Source organism: Azospirillum sp. SYSU D00513, assembly GCF_017356015.1.
Classification (GTDB): Bacteria; Pseudomonadota; Alphaproteobacteria; order Azospirillales; family Azospirillaceae; genus Azospirillum.
Map to the genome: position 1 here is coordinate 1 of NZ_JAFIQV010000002.1, position 13817 is coordinate 13817.

The window sequence follows — 13817 nt, forward strand, 5'->3', positions numbered from 1 at the left end:
GGGAACGGCGGCGGGAACGGGAACGGCGGCGGGAACGGGAACGGCGGCGGGAACGGGAACGGCGGCGGGAACGGGAACGGCGGCGGGAACGGGAACGGCGGCGGGAACGGGAACGGCGGCGGGAAAGGTGGTGGCGGAGGCGGGAAAGGTGGTGGCGGAGGCGGGAAAGGTGGTGGCGGAGGCAAGGGCGGTGGCCGGGGCTGACCGGCTCAGCGCCCCTCCGCCCACCAGCTCTCGATCTGCGGCCCGTAGAGCGGGGTGAGCGCTGGCCGGCGCAACCGGGACCAATAGGCCAGCCGGTCGGTGCCGCTGTGGAAGAGCGGCACCATGTGATGCCCCCACAGCAGCACGCGGTCGAGCGCGCGGACCCGCGCCACCAGATCCTCCCGAGTCGCGGCCCCGGCAATGGAGGCGGCGATGGCGTCCACCGCCGGGTCGCGGATGCCCGCGTAGTTGCGGCTCCCCGGCTGGCCGGCCGCCGCCGAGCCGAAATAATAGAGCTGCTCGTTGCCCGGCGAGAGGGTCGAGGCCCACCAGCGCAAGGTCATGTCGTAGTCGAAGCCGTCCAGCCGCCCCTGGTACTGCGCGCTGTCCACCGTCCGCACCGTGGCGCGGATGCCCAGCCGTTCGAGGCTGCGCGCGTATTCCAGCGCGACCCGCTCGTCGGACGGGCTGCCCAGCAGGATCTCGAAGCCGAAGGGGGTGCCGGCCCCGTCCCGCAGCCGCCCGTCGCGGACGGTCCAGCCCGCCTCCCCCAGCAGCCGCAGGGCCTCGCGCAGGTTGGCACGCGACCCGGCAGGACCCGTGCCGTCGGTCTCCGGAAGCCGGAAGGGCCGGGTGAACAGGTCCGGCGGCAGCCGGTCGCGGAAGGGCTCCAGCACGCGCAGTTCCTCCCCCGCCGGCAGGCCGCGCGCGGCCAGCTCGGAGTTGGGGTAGTAGCTGCCGGTGCGGCTCAGCCCGCCATGGAAGAGGGCACGGTTGATCCAGGCGAAATCGCTCGCCAGCCCCAGCGCCTCGCGCACGCGGCGGTCCTGGAACAGCGGGCGGCGCTCGTTGAAGATGAAGCCGCGCGCCGGTTCCGGCCGGTGGTGGGGGATCTCCTCCATCCGGATGCGGCCGTCGCGCAGGGCGGGACCCACGTAGCCGGTGGCCCAGCGGGCCGGGTCGATTTCCCGCCGAAGGTCGCCCTCCCCCGCCTTGAAAGCCTCCAGCGCGACCGCGTCGTCCCGGTAATAGACGAAGTCGAGCCGGTCGAAATTGAACTGCCCGCGCCGGGACGGCAGGTCGCGCGCCCAATAGTCGGGCACGCGCTCGTACAGGATGCGCCGGCCGGGTTCGACCCGTGCCACCCGGTAGGGGCCGCTGCCCATCGGCGGGTCGAGCGTCGTGCGCTCGAAGGCCCTGCCCTCCCACCAGGCTTTCGAATGGATGGGCATCAGCCCCATCAGCAGCGGCAGCTCGCGGTCGTGCCGCCCGTCCGGTCCGGGCCGGAAGGTGAAGCGCACCGTGCGCGGGCCGGGCGCTTCGGCGCTCAGCACCCCGGCGTAGAACTGGCGCCGGTTGGGCGTCCCGTGCTCCCGCTGCACGGCCAGCGAGAAGAGCACGTCGTCCGCCGTCACCGGCGTGCCGTCGTGCCAGCGCGCTGCCGGATTCAGATGGAAGGTGACGGCGCCGCGGTCGTCGGCCAGCTCCAGGCTTTCCGCCAGCAGCCCGTAGAGCGAGAAGGGCTCGTCCCAACTGCGCGCCAGCAGCGTCTCGAAGACCTGGCCCAGCCCGAGCGCCGGCACGCCCCGCACCACATGGGGGTTCAGCGTGTCGAAGCTGCCGGTCACCGCCTGGCGCAGCGTGCCGCCCTTTGGCGCGTCCGGGTCGGCGTAGGGAAAATGGGCGAAGCCGGGTGGCAGCGCCGGTTCCCCGTGCATGGCGATGCCGTGTCGGGCGATGCCGTGTCGGGCGATGCCCTCCCCGGATCCCGCGAGGGCCGGGGCGAGGCCGGCGAGACCCGGCAAAAGGGCAAGGCATAGGCCGAAAAGGCTGATTTTCATGGCCTTAGCCTCGCCGGATCGGCGATCCGACGCAAGGTGCCTTGGACTTGCGGCGCTCTTGCGCCTAAACTCCCGCCCCTCAAGGCGCCGGCTCCCGCATCGCGGGAAAACCGCGCCGCCACCAAGCCAATCGGGCCGGGCCAACCGGGCCGGGCCCGTCGGACGGCCAATCGGAAGGATCGCATCCATGGATCTCAGCAAGGTTCCGGTCGGGAAGAACCCGCCGTGGGACGTCAACGTCGTCATCGAAATCCCGATGAACAGCGATCCCGTGAAGTACGAGGTGGACAAGGAGTCGGGCGCGCTGTTCGTCGACCGCTTCCTGCACACCGCCATGTTCTATCCCTGCAACTACGGCTTCATCCCGCACACCCTGTCGGGTGACGGCGACCCGGTGGACGTCTGCGTCGTCGGCAACCTGCCGGTCGTCGCCGGCTCGGTCCTGCGCGCCCGCCCCATCGGCGTGCTGTTCATGGAGGACGAGGGCGGCACCGACGAGAAGCTGCTGGCCGTGCCGGTGGACAAGCTGCACCCCTTCTACAGCAACGTGAAGTCCTACAAGGACCTGCCCGAGTCGATCGTCTCCCAGCTCGCCCACTTCTTCGAGCACTACAAGGACCTCGAGAAGGGCAAGTGGGTGAAGGTGAAGGAGTGGGGCGACGAGAACGACGCCGCCCGCATGATCACCGAGGGCATGGAGCGCGCCAAGGCCGTCACCGGCGGCGAGCAGGGCAAGATCGTCTGAGGACTTTTCGTCCAAATCCGTCCCCGGCCGGGCCGTCCGCCCGGCCGGGATCTTGAAGGCGGGTTGCGTCAACCGTGCAGGGACAGCCCCTTGACGGCCTTCTCGACCGCCTTTCTTCCCCCGCGCAGCCCCAGCCCAACCAGATCGGGGTCCTCCGGATCCCCGGCGGCGAAGACCGCCCGGTTGGCGGCGTCGTGCCCGGTCGTGAACATGGCGGCCACATAGGGGACCACGGCCAGGCCGCGGGCCATCGCCTCGCGGTGGGCCGCCTGCAGGGCCGCCCGATCGGCGGCGAAGACCAGCATCGGCTGGCCCAGCATGCGCCCATGGACGCGCCCGGCGCCGTCCACGTAAGGCTCCCCCATCGCCTCGGGCGCCGCCGCCGCGATCCCCGTCGCCAGGAAGGCCGCGACGTTCAGCTTCTGCCAGACCGCGAGGTCGGCGCGGACGATCAGCGCCACCTTCGTATCGAATTTGACGGGCGTATCGAATTTGATGGGCGTATCGAATTTGATGGGCGCATCGGCTTTCGCGCCGCTGCTGTCCGGGGCGGGGGCGCCCGGGGTGGCGTCCGTGCCGGGTTCCGGATTGGATCTTTCCGGATTCGGTGTTTCCAGATTCGACATGGGTTGGTCCTCCTTCGCCGCCACACTGGCCGAAGGCGGCCCCGCTAGTCTGGAACGTTTGTGCAGAGCCGGCGGTAATCCGCCGGCGTCATCCGGTAGGCGCGGCGGAACCAGCGGCCCATGTGGCTCTGGTCGGCGAACCCGACCTCGGCGGCGACGGCCGCCGGCGCCTCCCCCGCGGCGAGCCGGCGCCGCGCCTCCTTCAGCCGCAGCTGGACCAGATAGGCGTGCGGCGACAGGCCGAAGCCGCGGCGGAACAGCCGGTTGAGCCGGAAGCGGTCGGTCCCCGCGGCGGCGGCCAGCTCCGCCAGGCCGATGTCCTCGGCGAAGGCCGCATGGAGCGCGTCGCGGGCGCGCAGGGCGGCGGGCTCCGGCCTCCCGCCGGCCCGCGCGGTGCCCGGGTCGATATGGCCCGAACCGGCATGATTGGCGAGCCGGGCCACCAGCCGGTCCATGGTCCCGTCGCGGGCAAGGCGCCCTTCCCGGCCGTGCAGGGCGTGGAAGCCCGCCATGATCGCGGAGGTCAGGGCCGGGTCGCTCAGCAGCGTGCTGCGGAAACCCGGCGGGGCGGCGGCGCCCGTTCCGGCGCGAAGCTCGTCGAACCGCTCCGCCAGCCAGCGCTGCGGCAGGTAGAGCATGGCGTAGGTGAATCCTTCCTCGCGGGGGCTGTTGCCGTCATGGAGTTCGCCGGGCTCGATCAGGATGGCGCGGCCCGGCGTGCTGGTGTTCAGGCGCCTGCGGCAGCGGAACTCCTGAACGCCCTGCTCGGTCACGCCGACCAGCGCGTCGTCATGGTCGTGCAGGTCGTAGGCATGGCCCTTGAAATGGGCGCGGATCGTCTCGATGCCGGTATCCGGGTCGTGCCGCATCGACAGCCAATCCCCGGCCTCGCCCGCGCTGTCCGTTCCGGCCCCCACGACGCCATCCCCCCGTTCGTCACGCCTCGGCGATCATAATGATGGGCCGCCGCGAACGGTAGCGGCCGGTGCGGCATCGGGCCGCACGCCAATTCCATTCCCGTAACAATCCGTTCATCAAACATTTGTTGCCCGGAGGGGAGGAACGGGTTATGTTGCGCCGCACCATCCGTGCGCGCCGGCAATGAATCCGGAGCGCGGCGGGGGTTTGCCTGTTTCCCCGCGGGACCGCCTTCAATCCGCCACGGGCGGGCGCCACGATGCCCGCACCGCGCGCCGGCCCGAAGGCCCGCCCGGCAGGCAGCACGACACAGGAACCTCGGACCCCGCGATGACCGTTCGCAACCTCGACCACATGTTCAAGCCCGGATCGGTGGCCCTGATCGGGGCCAGCCGGCGGCCGAACTCGATGGGCGCCATCGTGGCGCGCAACCTGTTCCACGCGGGCTTCGACGGGCCGATCCTGCCGGTCAACCCCGCGGAGCGCGCGGTGGAGGGGGTGCTGACCTACCGGTCGGTGGAGGAGCTGCCCATCACCCCGGACCTGGCGGTGATCTGCGCGCCGTCCCAGGGGCTGCCCGCGACCATCGACGCGCTGGGGCGCCGGGGAACCAAGGCGGCGCTGATCATCTCCGGCGACCCGGTGAAGGACCAGGATCAGCTCCAGGCCTTGCGCGAGGCGGCGCAGCCCTATCTGATGCGGCTGCTCGGCCCCAACAGCCTGGGCATCATGGTGCCGGGCCAGGGGCTGAACGCCAGCTTCGGCCACGCCGCCCCCAAGGCGGGCGACCTGGCGCTGGTGTCGCAGTCGTCGATGGTCATGACCTCGATCGTGGACTGGGCGCTGTCGCGCGACATCGGCTTCTCGCACCTGGTCTCGACCGGCGACAAGGCGGACGTCGATTTCGGCGACATGCTGGACTATCTGGCCGCCGACGCCTCGACCCGCGCCATCCTGCTCTACATGGAGAGCGTCACCAACGCGCGGAAGTTCATGTCGGCCGCGCGCTCCGCCGCCCGCCAGAAACCCGTGCTTGTGATCAAGGCCGGCCGTTCGGAGCAGGCGATGGCGGCCTCGGCCTCGCACACCGGCACGCTGGCCGTCGCCGACGCCGTCTACGACGCGGCCTTCCGCCGCGCCGGCATCCTGCGCGTGGCGGGGCTGGACGAGCTGTTCGACGCCGCCGGCACGCTCGGCACCGGCGTGCCGATCGCGGGCGACCGGCTCGCCATCCTGACCAATGGCGCCAGCGTCGGGGTGATCACCACCGACAGCCTGATCCAGGCGGGCGGCAAGCTCGCCGGCCTGGCGCCGGAGACGCTCGGCAAGCTGAACGCCATGACCGGCGTGGCGTCGGTCGGCGCCCAGGGCAACCCGTTGCGCATCTGCGCCGACGCCACCCCCCGGCGCTACACCGAGGCGCTGAACCTGCTGATGCAGGACGGCGGCAACGACGCGATCCTGGTGCTGCACTGCCCGACCCCGGTGATGGACACCGCAGCGGCGGCGCAGGCCGTGGCCGACGCGGTCAAGGCCAACCGGGCGAGCCGCCGCGCCGTGCTGACGAGCTGGCTCGGCGAGGCCTCGGTGCAGGAGGCGCGCCGGCTGTTCGCCGCCAGCCGCATCCCCACCTACCACGCGCCGAGCGACGCGGTGCGCGCCTTCATGCATCTGGTCGAGTACCGGCGGAACCAGGAACTGCTGATGGAGACGCCGCCCTCCGTCCCGCAGGAATTCCTGCCCGACAGCGCCGCCGTGAACGCCATCGTCGGCCGGGCCATGGCCGAGGGGCGGGAGTGGCTGACCGAGTACGAGGCCAAGCAGGTCCTGGCCGCCTACGGCATCCCGGTTGTGGACACCCGCCGGGTCGCGACGCCGGAGGAGGCGGGCCGCGCCGCCGAGGAGATCGGCGGGCCGCTCGCGCTGAAGATCCTGTCGCCGGACATCATCCGCAAGTCCGACGTCGGCGGCGTCGTGCTGCACCTGACCGAGCCCGAGGAGGTGCGGGCCGAGGCCGAAGCCATGCTGGCCCGCATGCGCGAGGTGGCGCCCGAGGCGCGGATCGAGGGCTTCACCGTCCAGGAGATGGCCGTCCGCCCCGACGCCTACGAGCTGATCGTCGGCATGACCGACAACGAGATGTTCGGCCCCGTCCTGCTGTTCGGCGAGGGCGGCATCGGGGTGGAGGTGGTGGAGGACTACGCGCTGGCCCTGCCGCCGCTGAACATGAAGCTGGCGAGCGACATGATGTGCCAGACGCGCATCTGGCGGCAGCTCCAGGGCTACCGGTCGCGCGCGGCGGTCAACACCGACGCGGTGGCGCTGACGCTGAACAAGGTGTCGCAGCTCATCGTCGACGTGCCGGAGATCGCCGAGCTGGACATCAACCCGCTGCTCGCCGACGCCGACGGCGTGCTGGCGCTGGACGCCCGCATCCGGGTCGGCCGGCCGGCCCTGCCCGGCGCGCGCCGCCTGGCCATCCGCCCCTACCCGAAGATGCTGGAGGAGCGGATCACCATCAAGGACGGGCGCGAGTTCCTCGTGCGCCCGATCCTGCCGGAGGACGAGCCGCTCATCCACGACATGATCGGCCACCAGACGCCGGAGGATCTGCGGCTGCGCTTCTTCGCCCCGATGAAGCGCCTGTCGCACAAGGCCGCGGCACGCCTGACCCAGATCGACTACGACCGCGAAATGGCGCTGGTCGCCGTCAGCCCCGACGAGGAGACCGGCCGGACGGTCATCCACGGCGTCGTCCGCATCACCGCCGACCCCGACAACCAGCGCGCCGAATACGCGGTGATGGTGCGGTCCGACATGAAGGGCCAGGGACTCGGCTACACGCTGATGGGCAAGATCCTCGACTACGCCCGCTCGCGCGGGATCCGGGAGGTCTTCGGCGAGGTGCTGCGCGAGAACACCACCATGCTCGCCATGTGCCGCGCCCTTGGGTTCGTCCGCAAGGAGAACATGGACGAGCCCGGCGTGGTGGAGGTCCGCATCGAGCTGGACGAGGCCGTGATCGTCTCGGCGGAGTGATCCGGGCGGAGCGGTCGGCCCCATCCCGACGGGCGGAATGGCTGGCCGCCGTTCCAGGCGATGGACGCTCGAATGTGATGAACGCTCGGATCCGAACCCGTGGCCTGCCCATCCGCCCCTTCAAATTCCACCGGCGGGCCTAACCGGTGGGCTGTTCATCCACCTCGGCGAAGTTCTTGATCACGACATCGCCGTCGGGAAAATGCGCGACGATCAGCAATTCCCCGCCCATGGCCTCGACGAAACGCCGCAGGTTGCTGACATACATGTCCGTGCGCTTTTCCATCTTGGCGATGGCCTACTGGTCCACGTCCAGGGTCTGACCGAGCGCCGCCTGGGTAAGACGGCGCGCCTCCCTCAATTCGTGCAGGGCCATTTCGCTTCGAAGCTCGACCTTCTTCCGCTCGATGCGCGCACGGCTGTCCGGCGAAGCCTTGTCCGTCAGGGTACGGAAATTCTTGTGACCGGTCATGAAATCAGCCCTTCTCCGCGGATTTCGTCCAAGTAAACGTCGTAGAGATCATCGGCGATCGGCACCATTCTTTCGCAAAACCGGTTGTCTCCGGTTTTATCCCCGCCGATGAGCAGGATCGCCTGACGGCGCGGGTCGAAGGCGTAGAAGATCCGGATCGGACGGCCGCCGCTCTGCACCCGCAACTCACGCATATGGCCATGCCTTGAGCCGTTCACGCCGGACGAATAGGGAAACGGAAGGCGCGGCCCATTCTACGCCACGCGGAAGGGGTCGGACAGGTCCTGTACCACCGTCCGCCCGATGGTCATGGCGCCGTCACTTGAGTTCCACGAGCACTGGCTCAGTCATTGACGGACCCTTGCCCGCGGATTAGCTTTTCCTCATGGACTTCGAATGGGACGACGCCAAGAGCGCCCGGAACGTCGCCGAACGCGGCCTCCCTTTCGATGTCGCCATGGCGCTGTTCGACAACCCCACACTCGAAGAGCCGGACCAGAGGCGGGACTACGGCGAAACACGGATCAGGGCCATCGGGCAGGTCAACGGCGTGATCCTGGTCTGCATCTACACCGATCGGGGAAGGATTCGCCGGATCATCAGCCTCCGCCCGGCGAAGGAGAGGGAGCGGCATGCCTATCGTGAGACGTACCCGCGCTGACCTGGACCTCTCGAAGGTCGATTGGAGCCGTGTGGCGGCGGCCGGCGACGAGGCCATCGACGAACAGATCGCCGGCGATCCGGATGTTTCACCGGTGTTCACGGACGAGGAACTGGCGCGCGCGCGGCGCGTCCTGCCGCCGCCGGCGCCCGAGGATGTGCGTGCGATCCGCCAAAGGCTCGGCCTCAGCCAGGAGCAGTTCGCCGCCCGCTACGGCTTTTCCGTGGAAACGATCCGCAACTACGAGCAGGGGCACCGGAAGCCGCAGGGGCCGGCGCGGGTGCTTTTGCGGGTGATCGCCAGCGAGCCCGACGCGGTCACCCGCGCCCTGGCCCGCTGATCGCACCTGCCCCGGGCGTCAACGCCGCGCCAGCGAGGCGACCTGGAAGAGGACGCGGGCGCAGATGGTCTGGTCGGGCATGTTGGTGCGCTTGCACTCGGCCTCCGCCTCGACCAGCCGTTCCAGCGCCTGGCGGACCAGCGGGCCGGACCAGCGGCGGGCCTGGCCGGTGAAGCGGGACTTCAGCTTGTAGAAGACCGGCGGGCGCAACGACTCGACCACCGACTCGGCCGGCCGGCCGCCGGCGACCTGGGCGGCGACGAGCTGGAGCCGCTGGAAGTGGCGCTGCGCGCCGCGCAGGATCGGGACCGGGCTCGTGCCCTCCGCGAAGAGGCGGCCGAGCGAACGGTCGAGCGTGGCGAAGTCGCCGTCGGCGGCGGCCCAGACCGGTTCGTCCATCGACAGGGCGGCGCTGTCGCCGATGCAGGCCTGCGCGTCCTCCAGCCGGACGCGCTTCTCCCCGCCCATGTAGAGCGCCAGCTTCTCCACCTCGCCGCGCGCGACCATGCGGTCGCCGACGAGGTTCGCCGCGAGGAAGGAGACGGCGTCGGGATCGGCGGTCTTTCCTTCGGCCCGCAGCAGGTCGGCGATGACCCCGGCCAGCGATGCCTCGTCCTCGACGTAGCAGGGAATGGCGGCGGCGGCCGGCGCGCCCTCGAACAGGAGGCGCAGCTTCGAGCGGGCGCCGAGGTCGCCCGACTCGACCAGCACGAGGCTGTCGCCCGGCGGCGGATCGTCCAGGAAGGCGGTGAAGGCGGCGGCGCAGTTGTCCTCCGCCTCGCGGACGCGGATCAGCCGTCGCCCGCCGGTGAAGGCGAGTGCCGCCGCCTCGTCGGCAAGGCGCGCCGGGTCGTCGGACAGGGCGCGCCCCTGCATCTCCGCCACGCGGAACGGGTCGGACAGGTCCTGCACCACCGTCCGCCCGATGGTCATGGCGCGGTCGCGGACCAGCCCGGTGTCCGGGCCGTAGAGCAGGACCGCGCGCACCTTCGGATCGGGGCTGCGCAGGAAGCCGTCGATCGCCCTGCCTTGCAGCTTCACGGTCGCTCCCTTCGGGAATGGCGGGTCGTTAGGGGGCGGCCTTCTGGGGCGCGCCGGCCGCGGCACCGGCCTGGGCCGGTCGGCCGAGCTGCATGGCGACCCGGCGGGTGATCTCGTCGGAGATCTCCACCAGCGCCCGGTCGTAGGCGTAGTCGAGCGTGGCCAGCGCGCCGTACTGCTGTTCCAGCACATTGTAGCTGATCATCGCGCGTGCCTGCGACTGGAGGACCACCTTGCCGTCGCGGTTGTCGATGAGGCGGTAGGGCGCGACCACCACGAGCTGGGCACGCTCCGCCGAGGCATCCTTGCGCAGGGCGAGCTTCTGCTCCGAGGCGCTGACCCCGGTCTCCAGCCTGTAAGGCATGCCGCCGTTGGACGGGGAGTTGTGGAAGCGGTCGATCAGCAGGTTGCGCAGCTGCTGGCCCCGCCGTTCCGGGATCAATCCGATCTCGACGCCGGAGAGCGCTTCCCCGACCCCGGCCGTGGCGGAGCCGCGGCCGTACAGGGGCTGGAAGCCGCAGGCCCCGAGTCCCAGCAGGGCGAGCGCCAGCAGCGCCGGACGCAGCGGGGACCGCACGGCACGGCCCCGCAGGACCGGATCCGCGCCGAGGGAAGCGCCGCCGGGCGCGGCTTCAGGCGACGACATTGACGATCCGATTCGGCACGACGATGACCTTGCGGACCGGCTTGCCCTCCAGCGCGCGCTGCACGTTGTCGTCGGCGAGCGCCATCGACTCGGCGACCTCCTTGGCGGCGTCACGCGGCATGGCCAGCGTGGCGCGCAGCTTGCCGTTGACCTGCACCGCGATGGTGACGGTGTCCTCCACCACCAGCGACGGATCGGCCTCCGGCCAGGGCTGGTCGGCCAGCAGCGTGCCGTGGCCGAGCTGCGCCCACAGCTCCTCGCCCAGATGGGGCATCATCGGGCCGATCAGCCGCACGACCGACTCGAAGCCCTCGCGCAGGATCCAGGCCTCGCCCTCGCCCTTGCCGTCGATCTCCGCCAGCGCGTTCGACAGCTCGCGCACGCGGGCGACCGCCTTGTTGAAGCGGAACTTGTCGAGGTCCTCGGACATGCCGGCGATGGCCTTGTGCACCGCCCGGCGGGTGGCCTCCGCCCGTTCGCTCAGGCGCTCAGGCTTTGGCGAACCCGGCGCGGGAAGCGGCACCGGCGCCTCGGTGATCATGCGCCACAGCCGGTTGATGTAGCGCCAGGCGCCGTCGATGCCGGCCTCGGTCCATTCCAGGTCGCGCTCGGGCGGGCTGTCGGAGAGCATGAACAGGCGGGCGGCGTCGGCGCCGTAGGTGCCGATGATGTGGGCCGGGTCCACCACGTTCTTCTTGGACTTGGACATCTTCTCGACGCGGCCGACATTGACCGGCGCGCCCGTGTCCGCGCGGACCACCTCGCCCCGGTCGTTCTTCGTCAGGTCGGTCGGGGCCAGCCAGGCGCCGGTGGCGGCGTCCTTGTAGGTCTCGTGGTTGACCATGCCCTGGGTGAAGAGGCCGGCGAAGGGCTCCTCCACGTTCAGGTAGCCGCAGCGCTTCAGCGCGCGCGTCCAGAAGCGCGAGTAGAGCAGGTGGAGCACGGCGTGCTCGATGCCGCCGATGTACTGGTCCACGGCCAGCCAGTAATCCACCGCCGCGCGGTCGAAGGCCACGTCATTGCTCTTGGGCGAGCAGAAGCGCGCGAAGTACCAGGACGACTCGATGAAGGTGTCGAAGGTGTCCGTCTCGCGCAGCGCCGGCTTGCCGCAGACCGGGCAGCTCGTGTGCTTCCAGGTCGGGTGATGGTCGAGCGGGTTGCCCGGCTTGTCGAAGGTGACGTCCTCGGGCAGCACCACCGGCAGGTCCGACTCGGGCACCGGCACCGGCCCGTGGTCCGGGCAGTGGATGACCGGGATCGGGCAGCCCCAGTAGCGCTGGCGGGACACGCCCCAGTCGCGCAGGCGGTATTGCGTGGTCCGCTCGCCCTGGCCCGCTTCTTCAAGCCGGCGGCCGACCTCCTGCTTGCCCGACTCGACGTCGAGCCCGTCCAGGAACCGCGAGTTGCGCAGCACGCCCGGCCCCGTGTAGGCCTCGTCGCCCACGGCGAAGCTCGCCGGATCGGCGTCGGCCGGGACGACCACCGGGGTGACCGGCAGCCCGTACTTGCGGGCGAAGTCCAGGTCGCGCTGGTCGTGCGCCGGGCAGCCGAAGATGGCGCCCGTGCCGTATTCCATCAGCACGAAGTTGGCGACGTAGACCGGCAGCTCCCAGGAGGGGTCGAAGGGGTGGACGACCCGCAGCCCGGTGTCGAAGCCGCGCTTCTCCGCCGTCTCGATGGCCTCCTCGCTCGTGCCCAGCCGGTTGCACTCGGCGATGAACTCGGCGAGGTCCGGGTTGTTCGCGGCCAGCTCGGCGGCCAGCGGGTGGTTGGCCGAGATGGCGGCGAAGGAAGCGCCGAACAGCGTGTCGGGCCGGGTCGTGAAGACCTCAAGCTTGTCCTCGCGGCCCTTGAGCGCGAAGCGGAAGCGCACGCCGGTGGACTTGCCGATCCAGTTCTCCTGCATGATCCGCACGCGCTCGGGCCAGCGGTCGAGCGTGCCAAGGCCGTCGAGCAGCTCCTCGGCGCAGTCCGTGATCTTCAGGAACCACTGCGACAGCTTGCGCTTTTCCACCAGCGCGCCGGTGCGCCAGCCGCGGCCGTCGATCACCTGCTCGTTGGCGAGCACCGTGTTGTCCACCGGGTCCCAGTTGACCCAGGATTCCTTGCGGTAGGCGAGGCCGGCTTTCAGGAAGTCCAGGAACATCTTCTGCTCGTGGCGGTAATACTCCACGTCGCAGGTGGCGATCTCACGACTCCAGTCGATGGACAGGCCCATCGTCTTGAGCTGGCCGCGCATCGTCTCGATGTTCTCGCGCGTCCATTTGGCGGGGTGGACCTTCTTCTCCAGCGCGGCGTTCTCCGCCGGCAGACCGAAGGCGTCCCAGCCCATGGGGTGCAGCACGTTGAAGCCGTTCGCCCGCTTGAAGCGCGCGATCACGTCGCCGATCGTGTAGTTGCGGACATGGCCCATGTGGATGCGCCCCGATGGATAGGGGAACATCTCCAGCACGTAGTATTTGGGCCGCGAGGCGTCCTCGGTCGCGGTGAAGCAGCCCTGCCGCTCCCACACGCCCTGCCACTTCGCCTCGGTTTCCTTAACATTATAACGCGACATGACCGCCGGAACTTTTCAAAGGGGAAGGTCAAGAGGTGGAAGGGCCGCCCGCCCGCGTCCGCGGGCCGGGCGCGGCCCGTCCCCTCACTGCTCGAGCGAAGCCTGCGCGACTCGGAGCTGGCGGGCGCGGGTCAGGACGGCGTCCTCCAGCTTGGAGGCCGTCTCGGGGCCGACGCCGGCCTCGCGCCAGTCGTTGCCGACCCGCTGCTGCTTGAAGACCGCGACGCGCACGCCGTCGGCACGGAGCTGACGGTCCATGATGTAGAGGTTGACCTTGAAGCGCTCGTTCGGCGATTCGGGCGGCGAATGCCAGTCGGTCAGGATGACGCCGCCGAACGGGTCGGCCGACACGATCGGCATGAAGGAGAGCGTGTCGAGCGAAGCGCGCCACAGGAAGCTGTTGACGCCGAGCCCGCCCGACTGGTCGTCGGCGCGGTCGCGCTTGCCGTTGCCGAACAGGCTCAGCCCGCCGTCGCTGCCGAACACGCTGCCGAACCGGTACATGTCGCGCTTGTCGGCTTCGGCGATGGTCTCGGTCTTACCCCCCCAGCTCGAGCAGCCGGCCAGGGCCATGGAGGCCGCCAGCAGGGCGGGGGCGAAGCGGAGGGCGTTGGAACGGCGCATGGTCTGGAGGCCCGATTGCAGGAATTCACGAAGCCGCGCGCGAAACGCGCCGGATTGCCGGTGAAAAGACCATAAAAGGCCGGGACTGCGCAACAGGCGATGC

14 protein-coding genes and 1 pseudogene are annotated in these 13817 nt (G+C 70.3%); 5 read left to right on the forward strand and 10 right to left on the reverse strand.

The features are described from left to right. On the forward strand, window positions 1-262 hold a 262-nt coding region (locus JUB11_RS01415; protein WP_207455559.1), incomplete at its 5' end, for a hypothetical protein. Here the strand turns inward: JUB11_RS01415 and JUB11_RS01420 are convergent. Next, entirely contained in the window at window positions 210-2045 is a 1836-nt protein-coding gene (locus JUB11_RS01420) for an extracellular solute-binding protein (RefSeq protein WP_207455561.1), read from the reverse strand. The genes JUB11_RS01415 and JUB11_RS01420 overlap by 53 nt on opposite strands. A gap of 187 nt (window positions 2046-2232) precedes the next feature. On the opposite strand from JUB11_RS01420, the gene ppa reads away from it, so the two are divergent. Then, window positions 2233-2790, forward strand: coding sequence for an inorganic diphosphatase (gene ppa / locus JUB11_RS01425; RefSeq protein ID WP_207455563.1), 558 nt, complete (start codon window positions 2233-2235; stop codon window positions 2788-2790). 68 nt (window positions 2791-2858) lie between these two features. On the opposite strand, the gene JUB11_RS01430 is transcribed toward ppa, so the two are convergent. Beyond that, window positions 2859-3416 (reverse strand): DUF2000 domain-containing protein, encoded by a 558-nt coding sequence (locus JUB11_RS01430; RefSeq protein WP_207455565.1) that lies wholly within the window; start codon window positions 3414-3416, stop codon window positions 2859-2861. Between the two features lie 44 nt (window positions 3417-3460). Continuing rightward, window positions 3461-4333, reverse strand: a complete 873-nt coding sequence (locus JUB11_RS01435; RefSeq protein WP_348771333.1) for an AraC family transcriptional regulator — start codon at window positions 4331-4333, stop codon at window positions 3461-3463. Between the two features lie 331 nt (window positions 4334-4664). Between JUB11_RS01435 and JUB11_RS01440 the strand changes: the two genes are divergently transcribed. Beyond that, window positions 4665-7373 (forward strand): bifunctional acetate--CoA ligase family protein/GNAT family N-acetyltransferase, encoded by a 2709-nt coding sequence (locus JUB11_RS01440; protein WP_207455567.1) that lies wholly within the window; start codon window positions 4665-4667, stop codon window positions 7371-7373. A gap of 139 nt (window positions 7374-7512) precedes the next feature. Here the strand turns inward: JUB11_RS01440 and JUB11_RS32575 are convergent, their stop codons facing one another. The 3 genes and pseudogenes from JUB11_RS32575 to JUB11_RS01450 all read right to left on the reverse strand — a co-directional run. Beyond that, the gene (locus JUB11_RS32575) at window positions 7513-7659 is read right to left on the reverse strand and encodes a hypothetical protein (protein ID WP_247886774.1); all 147 of its coding nucleotides are present in this window, start codon (window positions 7657-7659) and stop codon (window positions 7513-7515) included. Window positions 7660-7671: 12 nt separating this feature from the next. Continuing rightward, window positions 7672-7845, reverse strand: coding sequence for a hypothetical protein (locus JUB11_RS32580; RefSeq protein ID WP_247886775.1), 174 nt, complete (start codon window positions 7843-7845; stop codon window positions 7672-7674). Continuing rightward, window positions 7842-8084 (reverse strand): annotated as a pseudogene (locus tag JUB11_RS01450) (type II toxin-antitoxin system RelE/ParE family toxin); the annotation flags it as partial. The pseudogene JUB11_RS01450 and the gene JUB11_RS32580, both read right to left, overlap by 4 nt. Window positions 8085-8230: 146 nt before the next feature. Here JUB11_RS01450 and JUB11_RS01455 point away from each other — a divergent pair. After that, complete coding sequence (locus JUB11_RS01455) at window positions 8231-8506, forward strand: BrnT family toxin (RefSeq protein WP_207455571.1); 276 nt, start codon at window positions 8231-8233, stop codon at window positions 8504-8506. Further along, window positions 8478-8846 carry a helix-turn-helix domain-containing protein gene (locus tag JUB11_RS01460; protein ID WP_207455573.1) on the forward strand — a complete coding sequence of 123 codons (369 nt, stop codon included), beginning with the start codon at window positions 8478-8480 and terminating at the stop codon, window positions 8844-8846. Before JUB11_RS01455 ends, JUB11_RS01460 begins: the two co-directional genes overlap by 29 nt. Window positions 8847-8864: 18 nt before the next feature. Here JUB11_RS01460 and holA read toward each other — a convergent pair whose 3' ends face one another. The 4 genes from holA to JUB11_RS01480 all read right to left on the reverse strand — a co-directional run bounded on the left by holA (window position 8865) and on the right by JUB11_RS01480 (window position 13714). After that, the gene (holA, locus tag JUB11_RS01465; protein WP_207455575.1) at window positions 8865-9887 is read right to left on the reverse strand and encodes a DNA polymerase III subunit delta; all 1023 of its coding nucleotides are present in this window, start codon (window positions 9885-9887) and stop codon (window positions 8865-8867) included. Window positions 9888-9915: 28 nt separating this feature from the next. After that, the gene (gene lptE / locus JUB11_RS01470) at window positions 9916-10533 is read right to left on the reverse strand and encodes an LPS assembly lipoprotein LptE (RefSeq protein WP_247886777.1); all 618 of its coding nucleotides are present in this window, start codon (window positions 10531-10533) and stop codon (window positions 9916-9918) included. Then, window positions 10520-13090 carry a leucine--tRNA ligase gene (gene leuS / locus JUB11_RS01475; protein ID WP_207455577.1) on the reverse strand — a complete coding sequence of 857 codons (2571 nt, stop codon included), beginning with the start codon at window positions 13088-13090 and terminating at the stop codon, window positions 10520-10522. The genes lptE and leuS overlap by 14 nt, the downstream gene beginning before the upstream one ends. A gap of 84 nt (window positions 13091-13174) precedes the next feature. Continuing rightward, complete coding sequence (locus JUB11_RS01480) at window positions 13175-13714, reverse strand: DUF3576 domain-containing protein (RefSeq protein WP_207455579.1); 540 nt, start codon at window positions 13712-13714, stop codon at window positions 13175-13177. Between the last annotated feature and the right edge of the window lie 103 nt (window positions 13715-13817).

Bases quoted from the DNA above. Each gene is read 5' to 3' on its own strand.
- ppa (WP_207455563.1), top strand. From the start codon at position 2,233: ATGGATCTCAGCAAGGTTCCGGTCGGGAAGAACCCGCCGTGGGACGTC.
- leuS (WP_207455577.1), bottom strand. From the start codon at position 13,090: ATGTCGCGTTATAATGTTAAGGAAACCGAGGCGAAGTGGCAGGGCGTG.
- JUB11_RS01460 (WP_207455573.1), top strand. From the start codon at position 8,478: ATGCCTATCGTGAGACGTACCCGCGCTGACCTGGACCTCTCGAAGGTC.
- JUB11_RS01440 (WP_207455567.1), top strand. From the start codon at position 4,665: ATGACCGTTCGCAACCTCGACCACATGTTCAAGCCCGGATCGGTGGCC.
- JUB11_RS32575 (WP_247886774.1), bottom strand. From the start codon at position 7,659: ATGGAAAAGCGCACGGACATGTATGTCAGCAACCTGCGGCGTTTCGTC.
- JUB11_RS01455 (WP_207455571.1), top strand. From the start codon at position 8,231: ATGGACTTCGAATGGGACGACGCCAAGAGCGCCCGGAACGTCGCCGAA.
- JUB11_RS32580 (WP_247886775.1), bottom strand. From the start codon at position 7,845: ATGACCGGTCACAAGAATTTCCGTACCCTGACGGACAAGGCTTCGCCG.
- lptE (WP_247886777.1), bottom strand. From the start codon at position 10,533: ATGTCGTCGCCTGAAGCCGCGCCCGGCGGCGCTTCCCTCGGCGCGGAT.
- JUB11_RS01420 (WP_207455561.1), bottom strand. From the start codon at position 2,045: ATGAAAATCAGCCTTTTCGGCCTATGCCTTGCCCTTTTGCCGGGTCTC.
- JUB11_RS01480 (WP_207455579.1), bottom strand. From the start codon at position 13,714: ATGCGCCGTTCCAACGCCCTCCGCTTCGCCCCCGCCCTGCTGGCGGCC.
- JUB11_RS01430 (WP_207455565.1), bottom strand. From the start codon at position 3,416: ATGTCGAATCTGGAAACACCGAATCCGGAAAGATCCAATCCGGAACCC.